This is a genomic window from Clostridium sp. ETTB3 (genome assembly GCF_053571985.1).
In genome coordinates this window covers 1522574-1544181 of record NZ_CP199832.1, presented here as the reverse complement: position 1 = coordinate 1544181, position 21608 = coordinate 1522574, and the positions used below count along the sequence as shown (strand labels likewise).

The following is a 21608-nucleotide window of genomic DNA, read 5'->3' as shown; positions in this document are numbered from 1 at the left end:
GGAGGAGATAAAATGATTAAAAAAATATTAAAGTATTTTAGTATAATTATTACTCCAATAGCTATTTTGGCATTAATAGCATACATTAGTGTTTTGCAATTACCAGAAAAAATATACATAAATGATAGTATGGAAGTTTCTGATATTTCTGTACAAAACCAAGGGATTTTAAATACTGCTAAATTAAATAAAGATAAAGTTAATATTGATTTTCTTGGGCTTATTCCAATAAAATCGGTAGCAGTGCAAAAATTAGAGGATATAAAATTATATCCAGGTGGAGCCAGTGTAGGAATAAAATTATCAACAGAGGGAGTTCTAGTCGTAGGATTTTCTAATGTAGAAACTGATGATGGTAGTGAATTAAGTCCAGCAAAAGTTGCTGGAATGCAGTTGGGTGATGTTTTGTTAGAAGTTAATAATAAAAAAATTGAAAGCTCAAAGCAGTTGATAAGTTTAATAAAAAGTGCTAATTCATCTACAATAAATGTAGAATTTATGCGTAATGGATGTAAGTTTAACAAGGATATTAATTTAATTAAAGAAGGAGAAAATTATAAATTAGGCTTGTGGGTTAGAGATTCTACAGCAGGAATAGGTACATTAACATTTTATCATGAGGATACTAATACATTTGGAGCCTTAGGACACCCAATAACAGATGGTGATACAAATACAACATTTACTATAAAAGATGGAGATCTTTTATCAGCATCAATACTAAGTGTAAGAAAAGGTGAAAAAGGAGTACCAGGAGAATTAAGAGGATTGTTTGTAAATGAAAAAAAATCAATAGGTCAAATAGAAAGTAATTCATCTTCAGGAATTTTTGGAAAAACATATCAACCTTTAGTAAATTCCATATTTAATAAACCAATGTCTGTTGGTTTTAGAAATGAAGTTGTAGAAGGTCCAGCAAAAATAATAACAACTATAGATGATAATGGACCAAAAGAATATAATATTGAAATAATCAAGTTATTACAACAAGATAAATCAGGACCTAAAAGTATGATAATAAGAGTAACAGATGAAGAATTATTAAGCAAAACAGGTGGAATAGTGCAAGGTATGAGTGGAAGTCCAATAATTCAAAATGATAAAATAGTTGGTGCTGTAACTCATGTACTTATTAATAAGCCTGAAATAGGTTATGGAATATACATTGAATGGATGCTTGAAGAAGCAGGTATAATTCAATAAGGTAAATGAGAAAACATAATTGTAAGATATTATTTAAGCTTTAAAATTAAATAATATCTTACAATTTTAATTTATTCAATATATAAAAAAGAAAAAAATACAATTTTTTTAGAGAAAAATTTCAAAAATATGTAAAATAAGCTATTTTATTTATTAAATTTATGTTATAATATATTACATAAAATAAAAAAACAAGTAAATATACTTAATTAAATGCTTAATTAAGTGAGAAATTAAGTTATATTTCTATTTTAAGTTTGAATTATAAAATATATTATTGTAATGGGTAGAAAGGGAGATAAAAAAGATGGATGGAAATAAAATATCAGTAGTAATAGCAGATGATAATAAAGAATTCTGTAGTATTTTAAATGATTATCTTTTAAATCAAAAGGACATTGTTGTAACAGGAATTGCAAAGGATGGAAGAGAGGCTTTAACTTTAATTGAAGAAAAACAACCAGATTTAGTAGTTTTAGATATAATAATGCCACATTTAGATGGTTTAGGAGTATTAGAAAGATTAAATTCTATGAATTTAACTAAATTTCCAAGAATAGTTGTATTATCTGCAGTTGGACAAGATAAGATAACTCAAAGAGCAATAACTTTAGGTGCAGATTATTATGTGGTTAAGCCATTTGATATGGACATATTTACTAAACGTATTAGAGATATGTTTAATGATTCATTATTAGGAAATGATGAACCAGTTAAAAAGCAAGTAGCTATGACAACAACAGAAATGATTACTGCTCCAAGCAGAGGACCAGTTGATTTAGAAACTGAAATTACAAACATAATTCATGAAATAGGTGTACCAGCTCATATAAAAGGTTATATGTATTTAAGAGAAGCTATTACTATGGTTGTTAATGATATGGAATTATTATCTGCTGTAACAAAGGAATTATATCCTTCAATAGCTAAGAAATATAACACAACAGCTTCAAGAGTTGAAAGAGCTATAAGACATGCAATTGAAGTAGCTTGGGGAAGAGGACAAGTAGAAGCAATTAATAAGTTATTTGGTTATACTGTTCATAATGAAAAAGGTAAGCCAACAAATTCAGAGTTTATTGCTATCATTGCAGACAAGCTAAGATTAAAGAATAAAGTGTCTTAATTAGGGTGTAAGCTAGTAAAATAGGGCGAGAGCATATAATTGATATTTTGTCAAATTTATATTAAAAAGCCGACTAATATGTTTTTAAACCTACTAAGTAGGATATTTATACATGTGAGAATACTTCTATTGGCAAATACAGAAATGTATTAGCAAATGGAGGTATTTTTTTATGGCAAAATTATTAAAACAATCAAAAACATTAGAGTTCTATTTAGAAGATTTTATGGAGCACTGTACTTTAAAAGAGTTAAGTAAAAAAACTTTAAATAGTTATGAATCTACCTTACAATTATTTTTTAAATACTTAAAAGAAGAATATATGATTAATAGAATTCAAGATGTTACTTATGAACAAGTTGATTCTTATTTAAAGTTCACTAAAGAACGAGGAAAGTATAGTTATGTATCAGATGATAGAACTGTAAAGCTTAACTATCCTGATATGAGAAAAGATTTTGGTAATACAATATCTGATACAACAATTAATAACTATATTAGGAATATGAAAGTATTTTTTAACTATTGCTTGGAACGTAAATATATAAAAGTAACACCTATGGAGAATATTAAGTTTTTAAAAGCTAAAAGAAAGATGAAGGATGAAATTACAGATATTGAGTTTAGAGCATTAATAAAAGCTATAAATATAACAATTTATAGTGAGTATAGAGATTATACTATTATTCAGCTAATATTTGATACTGGTATGCGTTTAACAGAAACCCTTAATTTAAAACTAGAAGATATAGATGTAGAAAGAAGAACTATTCTTATTCCAGCCGAAATAAACAAAGGGAAAAAAGATAGATATGTATTTTTTAGTAATACTATGGCGAATATTTTAAAATCATGGATTCAGTATAAGGATAGATATTGTAATAATGAATATTTATTTCCAACTAAAAAAGGAACAATAATTACTGCGAGTAATTTTGAACGAAATTTTAAATTTTATAAGCAGAGAGCTGGAATAACTAAAAATATAAGTCCACATGGATTAAGAAATAATTTTGCTAAAAGGTTTTTACTTAGTGGAGGAGATATATTTATGCTTTCAAAGATATTGGGGCATAGTAGCGTTACTGTAACAGAACAGGCTTATTTAGATGTTACTATGACAGATATAAGAAAGTCATATCAAAGGTTTAGTCCATTGGAATCTATGAAAAAATAATTAACTATAAAAGCTAGAATTTCTATAACAAGATAATAATAAGACTTAAATTAGTAATGATACTGATTTAGGTCTTTTTTTATTTTCAATACGACAATATCATCTACCTATACCAGAGACTACTACAAAGATTACATATAGTAGTAAGGGCAATTCAGCTCAAAAAAAGATGCTAACCATTTTAATTATTGATTAGCATTTTATTTTTACTCATCTTCTTTAATAACTTCTATGTTATGTTGCTTGAAAAGTAGTTCTAAGGCTTCATCTACTAATTTACTTTTTGGTATTCTACTTTCTTCAGATAGCTTATTTAGTGTATTAAATAAGTCCTTATCTATTGTTAGACCTTGTTTAACTCTTGATTTATATATTTGTTTTGCCAATGGTGACACCTCCTAAATTTAATATCTCTATATATCTTACCATATCGCGATAAAAATTTCTTGACTTTTAATATCGCGACAATTATAATGTGAATATATCGCGATTAGTAGCGATATATATTTTTAAATTTAAATATCGCGACATATAGCGATGAATAGGATTTTGTGGATGCCGTACCACTTGAAAAACGTAAAAGGTTAGTTGAGCCAATGCAGTAAATCAACACTATTGTTATTCATCAGTAGTTTCTTCAATTGTAGCTGATGTAAGGTAGTAATAATAGGCTAGGTGAAGCCAACCAATAACCGATAAAATAAAGGGCTGGAGGTAGTTTGGCTCTCTAATGAGAGGGTAAGCATTAGTAACAAAAGACAACTTAAAGGACAAGCTATTTAAGGTAAAACTAATGATTCAGTATTAATTGAAGATGTAAAAAGTGAGAACTCAACTTATACAGTTGTAAATTTTACTTTATACTCTTACTTATGTTTAACAGAAAGAATTTTTTTGTTAAATGTAAGGTAAGGTATTATGCGTTAGCTCGAATCTAAGCTTTCCAGTTGTAGCTTACGCTTCGCTACCTTAATGCGAGTATTTTAAATAAATAAGTAATAGAAATGAACAATATAGCAAGAATTACAGTATTGATAATACATAATGATGTTGATATTATAAAAATATAGATTTAAAGTATAAAAGTGGGAGTAAAATGGTATAGGAAATGTTTGAAGGAAGATATTTACAAGAAGAGTTAGAATATATTTGGGACTATAGTAAGAAGACTGGTTTTGCTCAGTATATAAATGATGATAATAAAGAATGGATAAGAAATTCTATAGTTAATTATGGCTTTACTACAGTTCAACAAGCTATAAAAAGAGCACTTTATAAAAGAGATAAAAGTGAGAAAAAATATACTAATGGAATGGTAATAAGAGAATTTAAACAACAGTTGTATCTTTTAACAGTTGATGAAGCAAAGTTAGAAAAAATTAAAGCTTATATAGAAGGTAAAAAACTAAATGAGAAACAATTAGAAGAATGGAAACAACTAGAGAAGAATCAATTGGAGAAATATTATAGCTTCAATAATTTTGAAGAAAGAGATAGAAGTAAAGATAGTGATTATATTAGTTATGAAGATATAGAAAATAAGTTACTAGGTTGGGAAGATGATATAGAAGCTCCAGAAGCTAAATTAACTAATAAAACTATTATATATAAAAATGGAATTGAGATAGGTTCAAATCTAACAGAATAATAAATTTTATAATGTTTAAAGTATATAAATAGTTAATTTATAAGAAAGTATAATTTTAAGATTTATAGTATTAGATTCTTAACGTACTGATGTATATAAAAATATTGAAAGAGAAATAAGAAATTACAATTACTATAAATAAAAGATGAATTTTATATAAATAAATAGAATGATATCAGTAAAAAAATGGTATAATTATGTAATTATAGAAAAAGAAATGTTTAATATTATAATTATATTTTAGAAAATAGAGCACTATGCATAAATTTGTAGTAATGAAGCTAATTAGGTGTTGATTAAAGTGTTTATATTATTTAGATAAGGGGATGAAGTTAAAGAATGTACTATATGTATATAGAAAATGTGTATAAAGAACTTAAAGAGGAGATAGAAATTATAAAAAAAGAAATTGAACAGTATTTCAATAGAAATTATGGAGAAGAAATAAAATTAGATTATAATATAATTGAATACTGCGAAGATAAATTTTTTGCATGTGTTGATAATAACAATGATGTTAGATTTAACCTTGAATTTATAAATGATGTATATAGGTGTTTATTTAATAGAATATTTAATATTAATCCAAGTTACGATAAGATTTTAAAAGACGTAATGAGAATACTTTTAAATTGTATCTTAGTACATGAAAGTCACCATTTCTACTATAAAAAATATAGAACTGAAGCGTATAATAAACTTAAAGAGAAAGATGATAAGCAAAACTTTAGAAAGTATATGGATTTGGAAGTATTAGCAGATAATTTTATGTTGAATTTTATGGCTAACAAGGGAGATTTACATTTTAGGATTGCTGGATTAGCAGAGAAGTTTAATCAAATGAAAAAAGATGGCTATACAATAAATGATAGGATAGATGATATAGTTGAAGAAGTTAAAAGGATATATATACTAAATTGAAATTAAATTAAGTGTATTATAGGAGGATATTAATAATGAAAGATTCTAAAATGAAAGAGAGTGCAAATCAAAAAAGTTATTTGATTTGTAATTTACGTGGATTTGATAATGTTACTATTGATAATAATAAAGAATATATAATAAATAATAATATTATTAAGCTTATTAAGATTAATGATGATTTAAAAAATATATATGTGGAGCTTCAAGATGGTATTACATATAAAGAATACCACAAAGAAATAAATAATTATCTTTATCATATATGCTTTAATTTAATAGTAAGAACTAATGTTTCTTACAACATTCCAGTATATTCAATAAATGTAATTTGTGAAAATAGTAAGAATATTATGTGCCAAGATAGATTAAATATGCATGATTCGATAGAATTTAAATACAATGAGGATTCTACTGACTTATATAATAAAATAATAAATTTTAAAACGAGTATTGATAGCAATTTTATGAAGTATGAACGTATATTCAAAACACTACATAATCCTAACAATATTGCTCAATTTATGAGTTTATATCAATTCTTAATGGAATTATTACAAAAGAATAGACCCCATATTAGTCAAAAATCAGTTATAGATTATCTAAATGATAATAAAGATAAATATGATTTTCTTTATTTCAAGCCAACTAGAAGAACAGATAAAACATTTGATGAAGATTGTTTTACTTATATACGTAATGAAATAGGTCATAGTGAACAGAGTAATGATATTAATTTATATAAACAACTAGGTTCACAAATAACACAAAGGCTAATTAAGAACTTACTAATTGTAATTAATGATGTAATTATTGATGCCTAAAAGTGAAAAAGAGAAATTTTATTTAATATTTAATAAAATCAATAAAATTGAATTTTTATGTTACATAATAAAGGTATGATTTTATTTTTGTATATTAATAGAAATAACGTTAGCTAATAAATATTATATTGTATTTAAATTATAATGTAAATTATGTAACTTTTGATGTATAATGGTATTAATAAATAATATTTTGCAGAGCGGGAGGAATTTATGGAAAAATATTATCAAAAACTTAATATAACACCATCACAATCACCGATTTTTACATTACTTAATGATGTTAGAAATGTTAATTTTAATGGATTAGACATTTCACCTAATTATCAAAGAGAATATGTTTGGACAGCTGAATATATAGACAAGTTATTGTTAAGTTTAATATTAAATTATCCAATAGGAAATATAGTAGTAAATCAACTTAGAGAACCAAATGAAAAAAATGCTAGGTCAGAATTAGTAGATGGAAAACAACGTTTAAAAACAATTTTAAATTTTGTTGATGGAGAGTATATAATAAAATCTAAGGTTGTTGATGAAATTAAAGGAACTATATGTAAGATAATAAATAATGATGAATCACCTGAAATAGTTGAGTTGAAGAAAAAGAAAAGATTATCATTTGAGGACTTACCTAAAGCTATTCAGAATAATATAAATGCGTATAACATACCTCTTTATACTATTCAATCAGCTGATACATTCCAAATAAGAGAGTATTTTAAAGTATTGCAAAATCAGGAGAAATTAAGAGCTGGGGAAATTATAAACTCATTACCAAATAATGTTTTTTATGATTATTTCTATGATATTAATTATGAACTATTAACTAAAATAAATTATGAAAATCTAAAAAGAGCTGATTTTGAAAAAATATATTATGCGATAATTGGAGTTAGGCTTAATAAGATTCAATTAAATTGTCCAGATAAGCAAATAATAGAGTTTATAGAAAAAAAATCTGATATTACAGATTTAGAAAAGGATATGTTGTCTATATATAATAATAACTTAAAGTATATAGTAAATATGTATAAAAATATACAGACAAATGGATTAAATAAAAGGACATTAAAGTATATTTTAGCAGTGGCTATTTCAAATGAAAATTATTTTGAAATAGATACATTTAAAAAAGTAGAGCATATAGTAGAATTGAGTAAGAAATTAGCGGCATTTAATACAAGTATGTCAGATGATGAAGCATTTAGTAAATATTTTGGTTCTCAGTTTACATTGCGAAAAAAAGAGTTTATAGACATTGATGCTAATAAATATAGAGATATATTTAATGTTTCAACCAGAACAACTTCATATTCTGAGTTGGAAAGAATATGTAATTTAATAGTGGAAGATTATTTTAATAGAAATTAAATATAACTTTAAAAAAGAAGCTTTAGAGATTTAAAGCTTCTTTTTTGATGTACAGGAAATTATAAAAATTTTGAAGTCGTAAAGCTAGTGATATTAATAGGTTTTGGGATTTAAAACTGTAAATTTTAAACCACGAAGTGGGCGTGGCGATAGCCACTTTTTTATTAAATAAAATTGAACTTTCAATTATATAGTCTAAGACATTATAATTGTTAATCAAAGTTGATAAATTTGGAAATTTAAGATATAATATAAGGTGCTGAATACTATTTTATAAAGTATCAATAAGTATTTACCTAGTGAATACTTAATGTAAAATTAAGGAGGAAAAATTATGGAGTTAAAAGCAAAAGTTAACAGATTAAATGATTTGGAAAAGAAGTTTTTCATTGAAATTGTACAAAAAATTAAGTATAGAAATACTGATATGCTAAAGGAATCATTTAAGGATATGGAAAGATTTAATGATTCAGAAATAAAAGGAATTTCTAATGCAATAGAAGAGATACAAATATTGAAGCAAGAAGGAGATAGTTTAACAGTTAATAAGAAGAGTGAAATTTTAAATAAGGTACTACTTAAAAGTTTAGATTTATAAATTTAACTATAATAAAATCAGGATTTTAATCCGTACGTTTATTTTCTAAAAAGGAGGTCAACTAATGGGAAAGTTTAAGGAGAAGCTTAAAGAAAATTATCACTTAACACCAATAATATTATTTACTATATTCGTTATAGGTATTATAATCATAGCTTTAATAGCATCAATGAATTAAATACATCATTACTTAAATTTTATTTAAAGCAATAAAAAAGGATTTGGATTTATTTCCGAGTCCTTTTTTGTCTTTAAATTACCAATCTGAAAATATTTTAGTAAATTATTTATACAATTTTACATTTTCAAACCTTTTTACGGATTAATATATTGTAAATGAATTAAGTATGAAAAGGAGAATGAATTATTATGGCAAAACAAGTTAAAGCAATCAACATTAGAATGAGTGAGGAATTAAATGACAGACTTGAAGACTATTGTTGGAGCAATAGAATTCGTGTATCAACTTTTATTAGAGAGGTTTTAGAGAGAGAAATAGTAAGACTAGAGAAGGAAGGTAGAAGATAATGATAAATAATGTAGGATATGTTATACAAGTAGGTAATGATATGAAAAGGATTTTAAGAACCTTATCGGTTAAAAAAGTAGATATAGAAATTGACCAAGATAATGATAGTACAGTAATTATAGCTAGTTATGAAAGGCGTAGAAGTGTATATATAGTAAAAAATAAAAATTCTTGTACGTATCAAATAGACTTATTAGATGAAACACATGATGGGGAAATTACAATTTGGTTTAGTAGCCAAAGTAGTGTAATCAACTTCTTAAAGAATAATTTTTTAAGATAAGTAACTAATGCTGGAGTAAATAAAACAAGCTCCAGCAATAAATACAAATTAACAGATGAAGGAGTATTTTATTATGGTAAATGAATTTTTAATAGAAACATTAATTGAGTATCAAAAATTGTATGGTGAACTTGAAGCAATGGGAGCACCTGAGGAAGCTTTACAAATTGTAAGAAAATCTATTGATGATACTAACTTATTGATTAAGGAAAGAGAATCTATGGAGCTAGAAGCTATAGAATTACCAGCATCAGTTGCAGAAGATTCATCACCTGAGGAAGAATCAGGGTTAACGGTTGGGAGAGTATTTAAAAATTACAAGGAACTATGTGAATTTATGGGGTGGAAGTCTACTGGTGGAGATTATAAGAAGGCTAGACTTAAAGAATTAGATACCTTATGCAAATGGCACAACGAGGGTTATAAGTTTGTAATAGATGAAGTGTACCAGCAACAATTGCTGAAAAAAGATAAGAGGAGAGATAAGGCTATTTATGTTAATCCAATAAAGGGTATTTTATTCTATTCACTAAAGACTTTTAAAGGAGAGCTTTACTTTAGTGTTAACAAGTTTATTGAGTTATTGGAGATATTCAATAAAAAGTATTGTGATTTGCAAATTGATTCAGATTATCAAGAAGCATCATTAGAAACTGGAATAGATGTTCATACATTAAAGGGATTTAAAATAGGAAGTAAAAGAGAAGCTCAAAGGATTATTGAGAGAGCCTTAAGAAGTATGAAATCACAAAGAATTTTAGACTATATGCAAGGAAGAATAATAGTTACTAATGATAATAATTATAGATTCGCAATGCCTGAAGAAAGAATAGTAATTCAAAGGATTGAAGAAGAAGAACTAAGAAAACTAAATTGTTTCAATATGGCAAGTTTGAAATTTAAGAACCTAGAAAGTAAGTTCTACCATAGAATAAGAGAAAGGTTCGATAATGAAGGATTAGAATATATAAATTATACTTTCTATGGTTATTCAATTACTTCACATGATAAGACTATAACTGAGCAAATAGAACTATTAGAGAAAGAAGCTAATGTAGTTGAATTAAAAGGATTGTTTAAAAAAAGACTTGAAGAGTTTGCAGTAGGAAGTCACGCAAGAGAAGTGAAAAAGGAGCTTGATTCAGTTGGATTTGGTGAACCAATTTTAGAATTTAATCCGATAGCTTCAAGTAGTTATATACCAAACTTTCAAAAAGCTATTGATACATTTATATAAAATAAAAGTTTGACTATTTAGAGTCTTATATAAATGTTAAATAATTATATATAAGACCCAATATAGTCAAACTTTTGTATAGGAATTACTATTACTCACCAGCGAAACTTCGAACATTTAAACTTTAACGAGCAAAGCGAGATAAAGTTTATAATGTGAGATGCTGAGCTGAGAGGTTAAAACCGTTAGGTTTTAAGCTCAATGTAACTACTCTTATTATTAATAAATGTAGTATATCTATTAGTATTTAAGCTTGAAAATTTCATTTTCAACCTTTCAGCGTAACTTTTCGCTGGTGAAATTAATAGTACCTTTTTTGATGTATAGAGTATATTCTCTCTTTTATATACATCAAATTGTATACCATTGAATATGGGGAAAAGGTTAGTCTCTTAAGCTCCAAAAATGAGAGATAAAGTTTTATGTAAATGATAATATAACAATGAACAGAAAATGGAAAATAAAAATGTACAAAAATGATCATTAGTTATATCCTATTTATTGGAGGGATACTAATGATTATGAATTTACAAGGTCAATTAACTATATTAAAATCTATGAATATTAAACCTAACTTTTCAGAGTTAGCTAGAGAATATGATTTAGATCGAAGAACTGTGAAGAAATATTATGAGGGATATGAAGGTAAATCAAAAACTAGAAATAAAAGTAGTAGATTGGATCAATATTATATTGAAATAAAAGAAAAGCTTGCCATAAATGGCGTTACGATAAATGGAGTATATCAATATTTTAAAGATAAATATGGTGATATAGGAACTTATTCAAATTTTAATAAATATGTAAAACTTAAAAACCTGAAACCAAAGAAAGCCATAAGAGGACATGCTAGATTCGAAACACCGCCTGGCAAGCAAGCCCAAGTTGATTGGAAGGAAGATATTAAGTTAACTTCAAAATATGGTGAAGTTTTTATTTTCAATGTATTTTCTTATAAGTTAGGAAATTCAAGATTCTGTTGTTTTACTTATAAAAAAAATAAAACACAACAAGATGTATTTGAAAGCCTAATAGAATCTTTTAAAATGACAGGAGGTGTTCCTAAGGAAATTTTATTTGACAATATGAAAACAGTTGTTGATATAACTAAAGATGGAAGAAAAATAAATAGCAAGCTAAAAGCTTTTGCGGATGACTTTGGATTTAAAATTACATTGTGTAAACCAAGGCATTCTTATACCAAAGGAAAAGTAGAATCTGCAAATAAATTTGTAGAATGGATATTACCTTATGATGGAGAATTTGAAAATGAATCAGACATCATTGAACTGCTTCAAAGAATAAATTCTAAGGTTAATCAAGCACCAAACCAAGCAACTAACATTCCACCTATATTATTATTTCAAAAAGAAAAGGAGTATCTACTTCCCTTACCAAGTAATCATATCATAGAATCCTATATGAACTACGACCGTCAAACCAAAGTTCATAAGGATTCACTAATAACTTATAAAGGAAGTAAATACTCTGTACCACCTAAATATATAGGTAAATCTGTAACTCTTAGAAGAATAGATAAAGAATTACAAATATATTTTAACACAGATTTAATTTCAACACATCAATTAAGTGATAATAAGATTAATTATAATGAGTGTGATTATAAAGAAATTTTAGGATCAGTGTTAAAAAATAAGAGTACGGATGATATAGAATCGCTAGCGGAAGCTAATTTAAAACAGTTTGATGCTTTTTTATAATTAAATAGGAGGATAATATGAATAACTATGTTAAATTACTAAATAATCTTGAGGAGTTAGGATTGCTTAATATCAAAGCTAGTATTGATAAATATATAGATCTAATTAACTCTGGAAATAAAAGTATTGTTGATGCTCTTTATGAGTTAAGTAATTTAGAAATTAATGCAAAATCTGATAGAGCTATGCAGGCATGTGTAAAAGTTGCTAACTTTCCATTTTTAAAGGAAGTTACAGATTTTGATTTTGATTTTCAACCTGCAATAAATAAGCAGCAGATACTTGATTTAATGACTTTAAGATTTATAGAAAATAAAGAAAATATATTATTTGTAGGATCATCCGGCGTGGGTAAAACCCACCTGGCGACCTCTATTGGAATAGAATGTGCTAAGCATCGATATTCAACATATTTTATATCTTTTCAGGATTTAATTTCTCAATTAAAGAAAGCTTTATCTGAAAATAGATTAGATATAAGACTTCGTCATTTTTGTAAATATAAGATTTTAATAATAGATGAAATAGGATATTTACCTATAGATATTGATGCAGCAAATCTTTTCTTTCAATTAATATCTAAAAGATATGAAAAACATTGTACAATAATAACTACTAATACTAATTTTTCTAAATGGTCTGATATTTTTGGAAATTCCGTTATCGCAAATGCGATATTAGATAGACTTTTACATCACTCTCATATTATATCTGTAAAAGGACCTTCTTATAGAACTAAATCAAAATTAGAACATTTAGAAAGCCCTTTGACTAAGATGTAAATTCTAATTATTGTACATAATTATTTTCCACTTTTTATACAAAAATATATTGACATTTACATTTTAAGATGTAAATAAAAACTGAACAAGTAGCTACTCTTATTATTAGTAAGAGTTATATATACGAGTACCTAAATGGACACCTTTTGAAGATGGGGAGATTACCTTATTGTAAATGAAAAGTAAAGGAGGGAGTAACAATGGATAGCTCTTATCTAATGGAGTTATCAAATATACATATAATAAGGAGATAAAAAAGATTATGGAATTAGAATTAACAAAAGTAGAATTAAAGAAGGAAATTACAAGTGCAAAAGATAGGGTTGAGTATTTAGAAAGTATTCTAGGAACTAATGAAATTAAGGATTCTTATACTAATGCTAATGATAAGAATTTCAATAAGCTTAGTGAGGATAATTACAACAATAGAAGGATTGAAACTTATGCTAATTGGTTGCTTAAAGGCGAGATGGAGAAAGAAGAAGTTTATTCTTATGATACTAGAACAGACAAGCAGTATAATGATGCTGAGAAGGCTAAGAGATTCATTGCTAAAGGGGAAGGAAACACAGATGCTGAAGGAAATACAGAAGCTCAAGTGGAGAGATTAAAGACTAATGGAATCCAGTACAAGAGTAATAATATAAAGATTACACCAGCGTTAATCAAAGAGGATTCAGAGCTTGGTGATATCAACCACTAAGGGAATTACTAGGTCAAGAGCTTCAGAAGATAAAGAATGGACAACCTATAAGGAAAATTACTATTGAAAAGGATAGAGAACTTATAGAAACGCCATTAAACTTTAAGATGGTAAGGGAGCATCTATCAGAGGTAAATTCAGATATGCTATTGAGTATTAAGTATAAGAAAGGTTTGGATGCACTAAAACCAGCACCGACCCCAATATATGAGAATAAGTTGGACATGATTGATTATAGCAATTGGAAGATGATTAAGAAGTTATTAGGGCATTTATGGTTAAAAGAAACGGCTATGAATTTAGATGATATAATCCTTGTTGCAGATTTACAAAGGGCATTAGACAATATTAAATTGGATGCTATTGATAAGAATATCATAGAAAAGTACAACGAAGGATATACTGAGGAAGAGATTGCTGAAGAGTTAGAAATAAATCAATCTACTGTAAATAGGAGAATAGCTTCAATCTCAAAAAGGATAAGCGAATATTTAAGCAAATAAATAAAAAATATTCGGATTTATTGCATAAAAAACCTTGTAAATCATATAGATAGTGAGGGAGTATATAAATAATATATATCACCTTTAGGAACGACCAAAACAAAAGATAAAAGCTCTAGTAGTTACACTACTGGAGCTTAACTATTTTAAAAGAAAGGAGCAATTAAGACTTGAAAAAATATTCTATGTTGTTGAATATGGATGAAGAGTTAAAGCATCAGCTGGAACAGATAGCTAAAAAACTACATACTACCAAAAGCCAAGCAATAAGATATTTAATACTAAACTATGATAAAGATTGATATTTACTTCAAGGCTATTTTCATAATGAATACCAAAAACCACTAGGCGATACCAATAGCGATTCTAAATTCCACATTTAAAAAATAGCTTTGAAGTAGCTATCATTCCTTCAATAGTGATGGCTATGATTCTAAAATTCCATAATAGCATAAAATGACATTCTCATACTAGGAAGTAAGAGAACATCCTTTCTCTCTTACTATCTAGTTCTTTAAAGCTAGGGTATTTAAATTAGGAACGGTGATATTCTAGCTTTAAAGATTGTATTTAAGTGTATACGTTTAATATATATAGATAAATGCAATTTCTCAAAGGGGATTGTAAATATAATAAGTATGTTTTATCTTCGTATAAATTCAAAGCTTATTAAATTCCTTTATTTGGTTTATAAGTAGCAAGGTATGGTCAAAGGAAATTACATTAGATAAAAAATATAAGGACAGCTAGGCTATTGCCTTGCTACATTAAAACAACCAATATGAATAACCTAATGAAACCTCATGTAACTACTAAAGAATAACTATACAATAAGCATAAGATTACAAGATACTCATGATAATGTAGAAGTAAGTTGTAATAATATATGTGTAAGTTGTAGAGTATTAGATGTTAGATTGATATATCTATAAGATATTGAAGTGAGTACATGAGTTGAGAAAAGCAAGTGTATATGATGAATTGATGTATTAGATGATATGGAGATAAGTAAGTATCATTAAGTATTAAGTATGATTAGATAATATTAAATAGTGATTATAAATAATGTGTTATAGTGTGAAGAAAGAAAAAAATAAAAGTAAGAGATTAAGTTTTGTTGGGATGATTAATAACGGAAGGAATGACCTTTCTTTTTTTTATTGAGATGGTATAAGAGTTCAGCCCTGCCCTGTTGTGAAATATGTGTGTAAATTTTATCAACGAAAAAATAAGGGGTTACAAAGACACCCATAGATACATATATACAAAACAAAAAAAGACCTTCAAGGCTAATAAATTCAATAGCCTAGAGGTCTTTTCTTATTGTAACAATAGTAACATTTAAACAAAAAATTTGTCAAGAAGAAAGGAGAAAAAAGTTTGGATAATAGCAGAAATATACAACAGATGTTTAAAGTTAGCTTAACAGAAAGGCAAGAAATACAAAGGATTATGATTGAAGAAAATCTGAGTCTTAGTGATGTTATAAGAAAGGCTATCAGAGAAACATATGCAGTAGAAGGTTTTGAGTCTTCATATGAGAAGAGTGCTAATAGAGAAGTTAATATTAAGAAAAGTAAAAAGTGGGAGCTTTATTAATGATGGATGAAAAATTGAAAGAGCTTCAGGAGTTTCATAGTGCAATAGGATTTGATTTAGCTGAGAAGAAAAATGACCTAGATTTATTAGCATCGAAAGAAGAACGAAAATACTACTTATGGTTAATAAAAACTATTCCCAATATTACTAATGTCGATATAATTCCTATTTGTACAATGGCAATGTTGTTAGCAACTATAAGCAAATTAAATATATATATGGCTCAATGTGAGGGGAATGTGGAGCTTTATCTTAAGCTATTGGCTAAACGTAATGAGAGTATCACTAAGCTAGATATGATAATGAAGAGTTATGGATTAACTAATACAACAAAAGATAAAATTTTTATTTCATATGAAAGTGAGGAAGAGTGATGACTAAAAAAATAATTAAAAAGAGTAGAAACAATAGCGAAGATTATACGTCATATCTAACTGGTGACCCACTTTTTGATTTGTTGAGAGAATTTTATAGAAGCCAATACGGATTAGACAGTGAGGAATGGAAAAGTATTGTAGATAATGATAGAAGGCTACAACTTGAGAAGAAAAAGAAGAAAATTAATGCTGATAGAAGATATAAATAAATCAAAAAATACTAGAGAAAGAGGAGAATTATTATTATGGCAAAAAGTAAAAGTACAACAACAACAATAAATGCAAAAAGGATTCAAGATATTGTTTATTACGATTTAAGTCTAGGTTCACTAATCAACCCCAATATTAGACAACATTTAAAATTAAACCCTATTGGTGTACAAGTTGCAATCAGAACACTGAAAGAGCTTAGAGAAGAGTTAGAAGGTTATGAGATAGCATTAGAACAAATTGATTGTAATAGAATTTTTTGAGATGTCACGGAGCTTACTGAAACTGAAGTATTCATTAAGAGTATTCACGACTATGCATACTATATAAACGAATATAATAAAATTAAAGAAGCTAGAGAGTTAGATAAAAGTTTCAGTAGGGAAGAAAGACAAAAGATTGCTAATGAACTAGAAACGGAAATAAAAAAGGAGTACAGAAAAATCGAAACTGTAGGAAAGCTTAATAGAAGCCTTAGAAAAACTTGTGAAGCAAAGATTGAAGAGTTGGGGAAACAATTAAGAGATATTTTAAGTACTTTGGAAGTGCCTACTGAAGAATCTATAAATAATAGCTTATACTCAATAGCAGAGTATAAGCTAAGAGAAATAAAAAATAGATTAGATTATAAAAATACTTATCTTGAGAATATTGTGGAGGAAATGGCATAATGTTAGAAACAAGGATTTTACAAGAAGAAGAGATAAGAAGTCTTAGAAGTAGTAATGTAGAAATAAGAATGGACGACAACCACCTTTATATTGGTGGTTCTTTACCCCTTAGAAGCCTTTCCTCACCAATAACAGATAGAAAGACTGGCAAAAAGTTCAGGGAGTGTGTAGAGCCACTAGCCTTTAAATTAGCACTAATGAGCAACAAGGCTCATGGCTATAAGACAAAATTCTTAAAGAATCACAATTATAAGTTAGAATTTGAATATGAAAAGTTGGAATTTGATGAAGTCAATGAGCGAGAGCTGAGATTTCTATTCACATTGCCAAAATCCCAATTAAACTTAGAATTACTTGAAGATATATCAGAAGATAACGCTTCATTCAGTTTTGGGTTTGTGTGTGGAAGTGAAAGGAAAGCTTTATCCAATGAGAAAAACATAGAGTATATAAGAATTATTGATTCGTTCAAGGAGCTTAAAGAAATAAGTATTCTCGATAAATTCACACTACCAGCATATGAAAAAGCCAAGGGATTTAAGAGTTATGATTACCAAAGTGCAGAGAAGAAAGCTGAAAAGCTTGTTTTAAATAAGAATAGGGAGTCTTTGTGTGAACAGTACGATAAAAAGCTTCAAGAGATAAAAGAATATATACAAAAACAGAGAAAAAATGCTTTTTTTAGAGTTGGTGGAGAATTTAAGATACCACTATAGATAATAATCGGGGGAGTAGTTAATTAAAAGTTAGCTATTTCCCCAATTTTTTTTGTTTTTGTAGCAAAAATAAATTTTGAAAACAATTCGTAACTATAACATAGTAGGTTGTAAAGATTGTAGAAATTATAAATTAAACAGAAAGCAAGTGGATATAATGAAAGCTGGATTTTATTGATGAAAATAGTGTTTGTACTTTTGATTTACACGCAGAAGAAGATAATACGGATAATACCTAAAAGAAAGTTTTAGGAGGAACTAGGTTTATGAATATTAAAAATAAACATGGCTTAGCTAAAAAGACTAAACTATATGGAAGATGGGTTATGATGAAGCAACGTTGCTATAACCCTAATAATAAAGATTATTATAATTATGGTGCTAGAGGTATAAAAGTATGTGATGAGTGGAGAAATAGCTACTTGAATTTTCATAACTGGGCATATGCTAATGGGTATAATGATATGCTCAGTATTGATAGGATTGATGTAAATGGTGATTATGAACCTGATAATTGCAGATGGGTAGATAAGAATATACAAGCAAACAATAAATCGTGTACTATTTATATAGATTATAAAGGTAAGAGAGTTACACTAACTGAATTGAGTGGTATTACTGGTATAAAAAGAGAAACATTAGAAATGAGATATATTAGGGGAGATAGAGGAGAACGGCTTTATAGACCAGTTAGAAAAAGAGCAAGTTAAGTAAATTTATACAAAAGTTAACCCAACCAACAGTTGACTTTTTTGATTCGCTATTATATCATTATACCAACCAATACATTTTTTGTAAGCCTACCAATAGAGGATAAAAAGTATGTATAAACTGACGAAAACATATGGTTAAAATGGCTTAAACACTAGATTTTATGATTTGATTACTAAAGTGAGCAAGCCAACAAACTCAGAATTTATTGCTATCATTGCAGACAAGCTAAGATTAAAAAATAAAGTGTCTTAATTAAATTTAAATAATGAAATAGAAATCCTTCTAGATATTGAGTTTTATAATTCTATAAATGGAAGGATTTTTTTATAAATAATTAAAGAAAATAGCAGTTACATAAACAATGTTTGATGAAAGATGTTTAAGAGGTGAACTAAAGTATATTTGGGATTATAGTAAAAAGACAGGTTTTTCACTGCAGAACAGTTTAATAATTTTTAGGAAAGAGATAGAAGTGAAAGTGGTTCATATATGAGATATGAAGAAATAGAAACTAAATTACTTGGTTGGGATTAAATAAGAAATTTTAGCAATTGAAAATAAAGTTGATATAAATAATAATTGATAGGGTATTATTATTCATAAGGGTGTTTGAAAGAGGGATATTATGGAGAGTAAAATTAATAATACATTAACAAGAAAATTAAAAATAGTTGTTATAGAAGAAGATTCTGCTAAGAGGAATGAAATATATAGACTTATTAGAAATGAGCAATATCAACAATATAGAGCATTGAACTTAGGAATGTCTTTATTATATACACATAATCAGCTTGAAGGGGTTGGTTCAGGTGCTGAGCATAAGATTGGGAGTAAGTTGGCTAAAGTAGATAATAATATAAAAAAAGCAAATGATGAGTTACAAAAGGCTAAAAGTGCTAGAAAGATAAATAAAGATAAAATTGAAAAAATAAATAATAATATTGAAGAATATAAAAATGAGAAAGTAAGGTTAAAAGAAGAGTTTGACAATAAAATGAACTCAAGAATATTAGAAGATAAAGAATTTAAAAAGAAGTATATAGATGAATTATATACTGTTCTTCAATCCCAAGTTAATTTTAATAATAAGGATAATATGTCATTAGTAATTAAAAGAGTTAAAGCTGATTTTAAAACAATATTGGAAAATGGATTAGCAAGAGGTGATAGAAGCCTTACTAATTATAAGAGAGATTTTCCTTTAATGGTTAGAGGGCGAGATTTAACATTTTATAAAGACAATGACGAGTTTTTTATTAAGTGGATAAAAGGAATAAAATTTAAAGTGTTAGTAGGTAGAAATGATAAAGATAGAGATAAGCTTATATATACTTTAAATAAGGTAGTTTACTTTCAATCAATGCCTAGTGAGATAGAAGTAGGTGTTAATGAAAAGGGCAAAGCAAAAACTAAAGATAATCCACTAAAGGACTATAAAGTTTGTGATAGCTCAATATCCTTAAACGATAATAAATTAATTTTAAACTTAGTATTAGGTGTAAAAACTGAAAAAGAGACTGGATTAGTAAAAGGTAGAGTAGTTGGTGTGGATTTAGGCATAAAGATACCTGCATATGTTTCTTTAAGTGATAAACATTATGTAAAAAAAGCCATAGGTTCATTTGAAAGTTTTATGAAAGTAAATGCTCAAATGAAAGCAACTAGAAGAAGAGTTAATAAGCAAGTAAGTAAAGCTAAGGCAGGTAAAGGTCGTGATAAAAAGTTAAAGGCACTCAGAGCTTTAAAAAATAAGCAAAGTAATTATAATACTACGTATAATCACTATTTATCTAAAGAGATAGTTAAATTTGCTGTTGATAATAAGGCATCACAAATTAATGTTGAATTTTTAACTGGAGAAAATTTTAAGAAAAATAAGCTTTTGGCTGATTGGAGTTATTATCAATTACAGGAAATGATTGAGTATAAGGCTAAAAAAGTGGGTATAATAGTTAAAAAAGTTGATCCATATCGTACTTCTCAAACCTGTAGTATTTGTGAGAATTATGAGGAAGGTCAGAGAGAAAACCAAGAAGAATTTATATGTAAAGTATGCAAAAGAAACTTAAACGCTGACTATAATGCTAGTAGAAATATAGCTATGAGTGACAAGTATGTAAGTGATATTAAAGATACACAATATTACAAATTAAGAAATCAAAAGGAAATTGACAGCTAGAGAAATTTGAATTAAAATTAATATAATATTAAATATATTTTACAACTGATATATTTAATTTAGTCGATTTAGCGACTATAACGTGAGGTTGAAACAATACACTCGCGAAGGGTTAACTCAAGACATTATTAAAAACCGTCTTGACACTTCAAAAGCTCTACGGAGCTTAGTTGTAATATATTAAAGGTATCAAAATATAGTATTATTGTCGATCTAGCTTAGTGTTAAATTATAAGGATGTCGACAATGGTACTATATAGGGGTTATAAATGTGTTTGCACTAAATTTTAAAATTAAATATAGCTCTAAGTTTACACATAGACAGAAAGTGTTAATAGAGTGTATTAATATTAAGCTTTAGCCTTATAACGGGTTATAGCTTTGATATATTGAAGTGTAAATTTCACAATAGTCAAGATCATACTCTTTTCTATTTTCGTTATAGCTTTGATATATTGAAGTGTAAATTATTTCTATTAGTATTTCTACGTTCTAACCTATTAGGTTATAGCT

Annotated in this window: 25 protein-coding genes and 1 CRISPR repeat array (1 of these 26 cut by a window edge); of the genes, 24 read left to right on the top strand and 1 reads right to left on the bottom strand. The window is 27.0% G+C overall.

All coding sequences use genetic code 11. The features are described from left to right. Positions 1-12 precede the first annotated feature (12 nt). The 3 genes from spoIVB to ACUN06_RS07600 all read left to right on the top strand — a co-directional run bounded on the left by spoIVB (position 13) and on the right by ACUN06_RS07600 (position 3506). Positions 13-1203, top strand: coding sequence for a SpoIVB peptidase (spoIVB, locus tag ACUN06_RS07610; protein ID WP_291732407.1), 1191 nt, complete (start codon positions 13-15; stop codon positions 1201-1203). A 307-nt stretch (positions 1204-1510) separates the two neighbouring features. Continuing rightward, positions 1511-2329, top strand: a complete 819-nt coding sequence (gene spo0A, locus ACUN06_RS07605; protein WP_291732410.1) for a sporulation transcription factor Spo0A — start codon at positions 1511-1513, stop codon at positions 2327-2329. Between the two features lie 172 nt (positions 2330-2501). Next, on the top strand, positions 2502-3506 hold the full coding sequence (locus ACUN06_RS07600; RefSeq protein ID WP_449389575.1) for a tyrosine-type recombinase/integrase: 1005 nt from the start codon (positions 2502-2504) through the stop codon (positions 3504-3506). A gap of 206 nt (positions 3507-3712) precedes the next feature. Here the strand turns inward: ACUN06_RS07600 and ACUN06_RS07595 are convergent, their stop codons facing one another. Then, a complete protein-coding gene (locus tag ACUN06_RS07595) occupies positions 3713-3892 on the bottom strand; it encodes a ribbon-helix-helix domain-containing protein (RefSeq protein ID WP_207739598.1) in 180 nt (59 codons plus the stop codon). Positions 3893-4614: 722 nt separating this feature from the next. On the opposite strand from ACUN06_RS07595, the gene ACUN06_RS07590 reads away from it, so the two are divergent. The 21 genes from ACUN06_RS07590 (at position 4615) to ACUN06_RS07490 (ending at position 21095) form a co-directional block, all read left to right on the top strand. After that, positions 4615-5154 carry a hypothetical protein gene (locus ACUN06_RS07590; protein WP_195514806.1) on the top strand — a complete coding sequence of 180 codons (540 nt, stop codon included), beginning with the start codon at positions 4615-4617 and terminating at the stop codon, positions 5152-5154. Between the two features lie 339 nt (positions 5155-5493). Next, positions 5494-6075, top strand: a complete 582-nt coding sequence (locus tag ACUN06_RS07585) for a hypothetical protein (protein ID WP_195514807.1) — start codon at positions 5494-5496, stop codon at positions 6073-6075. Between the two features lie 35 nt (positions 6076-6110). Next, positions 6111-6899: a hypothetical protein gene (locus ACUN06_RS07580; RefSeq protein ID WP_195514808.1), complete on the top strand. Its 789-nt coding sequence runs from the start codon at positions 6111-6113 to the stop codon at positions 6897-6899. Positions 6900-7112: 213 nt separating this feature from the next. Then, complete coding sequence (locus ACUN06_RS07575; protein ID WP_449389574.1) at positions 7113-8273, top strand: DUF262 domain-containing protein; 1161 nt, start codon at positions 7113-7115, stop codon at positions 8271-8273. Between the two features lie 334 nt (positions 8274-8607). Then, a complete protein-coding gene (locus tag ACUN06_RS07570; RefSeq protein WP_449389573.1) occupies positions 8608-8871 on the top strand; it encodes a hypothetical protein in 264 nt (87 codons plus the stop codon). A 369-nt stretch (positions 8872-9240) separates the two neighbouring features. Then, positions 9241-9399, top strand: a complete 159-nt coding sequence (locus ACUN06_RS07565) for a hypothetical protein (protein ID WP_449389572.1) — start codon at positions 9241-9243, stop codon at positions 9397-9399. Beyond that, positions 9399-9683: a hypothetical protein gene (locus ACUN06_RS07560; protein WP_449389571.1), complete on the top strand. Its 285-nt coding sequence runs from the start codon at positions 9399-9401 to the stop codon at positions 9681-9683. Before ACUN06_RS07565 ends, ACUN06_RS07560 begins: the two co-directional genes overlap by 1 nt. Before the next feature lie 73 nt (positions 9684-9756). Further along, the gene (locus ACUN06_RS07555; protein WP_449389570.1) at positions 9757-10920 is read left to right on the top strand and encodes a hypothetical protein; all 1164 of its coding nucleotides are present in this window, start codon (positions 9757-9759) and stop codon (positions 10918-10920) included. Positions 10921-11438: 518 nt separating this feature from the next. Further along, positions 11439-12641, top strand: a complete 1203-nt coding sequence (gene istA / locus ACUN06_RS07550) for an IS21 family transposase (RefSeq protein ID WP_370778846.1) — start codon at positions 11439-11441, stop codon at positions 12639-12641. 17 nt (positions 12642-12658) lie between these two features. Then, the gene (gene istB / locus ACUN06_RS07545) at positions 12659-13423 is read left to right on the top strand and encodes an IS21-like element helper ATPase IstB (RefSeq protein ID WP_449389569.1); all 765 of its coding nucleotides are present in this window, start codon (positions 12659-12661) and stop codon (positions 13421-13423) included. Positions 13424-13685: 262 nt separating this feature from the next. Next, a complete protein-coding gene (locus ACUN06_RS07540; RefSeq protein ID WP_449389568.1) occupies positions 13686-14126 on the top strand; it encodes a hypothetical protein in 441 nt (146 codons plus the stop codon). Between the two features lie 143 nt (positions 14127-14269). After that, positions 14270-14629, top strand: coding sequence for a sigma factor-like helix-turn-helix DNA-binding protein (locus ACUN06_RS07535; RefSeq protein ID WP_449389567.1), 360 nt, complete (start codon positions 14270-14272; stop codon positions 14627-14629). Between the two features lie 185 nt (positions 14630-14814). Continuing rightward, complete coding sequence (locus ACUN06_RS07530) at positions 14815-14931, top strand: ribbon-helix-helix protein, CopG family (RefSeq protein WP_449390261.1); 117 nt, start codon at positions 14815-14817, stop codon at positions 14929-14931. A 1078-nt stretch (positions 14932-16009) separates the two neighbouring features. Continuing rightward, on the top strand, positions 16010-16228 hold the full coding sequence (locus tag ACUN06_RS07525; RefSeq protein ID WP_226891385.1) for a hypothetical protein: 219 nt from the start codon (positions 16010-16012) through the stop codon (positions 16226-16228). Between the two features lie 2 nt (positions 16229-16230). Continuing rightward, complete coding sequence (locus tag ACUN06_RS07520) at positions 16231-16602, top strand: hypothetical protein (RefSeq protein ID WP_449389566.1); 372 nt, start codon at positions 16231-16233, stop codon at positions 16600-16602. Continuing rightward, complete coding sequence (locus ACUN06_RS07515) at positions 16602-16814, top strand: hypothetical protein (protein WP_449389565.1); 213 nt, start codon at positions 16602-16604, stop codon at positions 16812-16814. The genes ACUN06_RS07520 and ACUN06_RS07515 overlap by 1 nt, the downstream gene beginning before the upstream one ends. Before the next feature lie 36 nt (positions 16815-16850). Continuing rightward, positions 16851-17078, top strand: a complete 228-nt coding sequence (locus ACUN06_RS07510) for a hypothetical protein (protein WP_449389564.1) — start codon at positions 16851-16853, stop codon at positions 17076-17078. Between the two features lie 243 nt (positions 17079-17321). Next, positions 17322-17486 (top strand): hypothetical protein, encoded by a 165-nt coding sequence (locus ACUN06_RS07505; RefSeq protein ID WP_449389563.1) that lies wholly within the window; start codon positions 17322-17324, stop codon positions 17484-17486. Beyond that, positions 17486-18202: a hypothetical protein gene (locus ACUN06_RS07500; RefSeq protein WP_449389562.1), complete on the top strand. Its 717-nt coding sequence runs from the start codon at positions 17486-17488 to the stop codon at positions 18200-18202. The genes ACUN06_RS07505 and ACUN06_RS07500 overlap by 1 nt, the downstream gene beginning before the upstream one ends. 266 nt (positions 18203-18468) lie before the next feature. Beyond that, entirely contained in the window at positions 18469-18912 is a 444-nt protein-coding gene (locus ACUN06_RS07495) for a hypothetical protein (RefSeq protein ID WP_195514821.1), read from the top strand. A 629-nt stretch (positions 18913-19541) separates the two neighbouring features. After that, positions 19542-21095, top strand: a complete 1554-nt coding sequence (locus ACUN06_RS07490; RefSeq protein ID WP_291734657.1) for an RNA-guided endonuclease TnpB family protein — start codon at positions 19542-19544, stop codon at positions 21093-21095. Positions 21096-21467: 372 nt separating this feature from the next. Then, a CRISPR array of direct repeats spans positions 21468-21608; the repeat unit is 30 nt; unit sequence GTTATAGCTTTGATATATTGAAGTGTAAAT (it continues 219 nt past the right edge of the window).

Excerpts from the sequence above, each read along its gene's own strand:
- spoIVB (WP_291732407.1), top strand. The coding sequence starts at position 13 with ATGATTAAAAAAATATTAAAGTATTTTAGTATAATTATTACTCCAATA.
- spo0A (WP_291732410.1), top strand. The coding sequence starts at position 1,511 with ATGGATGGAAATAAAATATCAGTAGTAATAGCAGATGATAATAAAGAA.
- ACUN06_RS07600 (WP_449389575.1), top strand. The coding sequence starts at position 2,502 with ATGGCAAAATTATTAAAACAATCAAAAACATTAGAGTTCTATTTAGAA.
- ACUN06_RS07590 (WP_195514806.1), top strand. The coding sequence starts at position 4,615 with ATGTTTGAAGGAAGATATTTACAAGAAGAGTTAGAATATATTTGGGAC.
- ACUN06_RS07585 (WP_195514807.1), top strand. The coding sequence starts at position 5,494 with ATGTACTATATGTATATAGAAAATGTGTATAAAGAACTTAAAGAGGAG.
- ACUN06_RS07580 (WP_195514808.1), top strand. The coding sequence starts at position 6,111 with ATGAAAGATTCTAAAATGAAAGAGAGTGCAAATCAAAAAAGTTATTTG.
- ACUN06_RS07575 (WP_449389574.1), top strand. The coding sequence starts at position 7,113 with ATGGAAAAATATTATCAAAAACTTAATATAACACCATCACAATCACCG.
- ACUN06_RS07570 (WP_449389573.1), top strand. The coding sequence starts at position 8,608 with ATGGAGTTAAAAGCAAAAGTTAACAGATTAAATGATTTGGAAAAGAAG.
- ACUN06_RS07565 (WP_449389572.1), top strand. The coding sequence starts at position 9,241 with ATGGCAAAACAAGTTAAAGCAATCAACATTAGAATGAGTGAGGAATTA.
- ACUN06_RS07560 (WP_449389571.1), top strand. The coding sequence starts at position 9,399 with ATGATAAATAATGTAGGATATGTTATACAAGTAGGTAATGATATGAAA.
- ACUN06_RS07555 (WP_449389570.1), top strand. The coding sequence starts at position 9,757 with ATGGTAAATGAATTTTTAATAGAAACATTAATTGAGTATCAAAAATTG.
- istB (WP_449389569.1), top strand. The coding sequence starts at position 12,659 with ATGAATAACTATGTTAAATTACTAAATAATCTTGAGGAGTTAGGATTG.
- ACUN06_RS07540 (WP_449389568.1), top strand. The coding sequence starts at position 13,686 with ATGGAATTAGAATTAACAAAAGTAGAATTAAAGAAGGAAATTACAAGT.
- ACUN06_RS07535 (WP_449389567.1), top strand. The coding sequence starts at position 14,270 with ATGCTATTGAGTATTAAGTATAAGAAAGGTTTGGATGCACTAAAACCA.
- ACUN06_RS07530 (WP_449390261.1), top strand. The coding sequence starts at position 14,815 with ATGTTGTTGAATATGGATGAAGAGTTAAAGCATCAGCTGGAACAGATA.
- ACUN06_RS07520 (WP_449389566.1), top strand. The coding sequence starts at position 16,231 with ATGGATGAAAAATTGAAAGAGCTTCAGGAGTTTCATAGTGCAATAGGA.
- ACUN06_RS07515 (WP_449389565.1), top strand. The coding sequence starts at position 16,602 with ATGACTAAAAAAATAATTAAAAAGAGTAGAAACAATAGCGAAGATTAT.
- ACUN06_RS07510 (WP_449389564.1), top strand. The coding sequence starts at position 16,851 with ATGGCAAAAAGTAAAAGTACAACAACAACAATAAATGCAAAAAGGATT.
- ACUN06_RS07500 (WP_449389562.1), top strand. The coding sequence starts at position 17,486 with ATGTTAGAAACAAGGATTTTACAAGAAGAAGAGATAAGAAGTCTTAGA.
- ACUN06_RS07495 (WP_195514821.1), top strand. The coding sequence starts at position 18,469 with ATGAATATTAAAAATAAACATGGCTTAGCTAAAAAGACTAAACTATAT.
- ACUN06_RS07490 (WP_291734657.1), top strand. The coding sequence starts at position 19,542 with ATGGAGAGTAAAATTAATAATACATTAACAAGAAAATTAAAAATAGTT.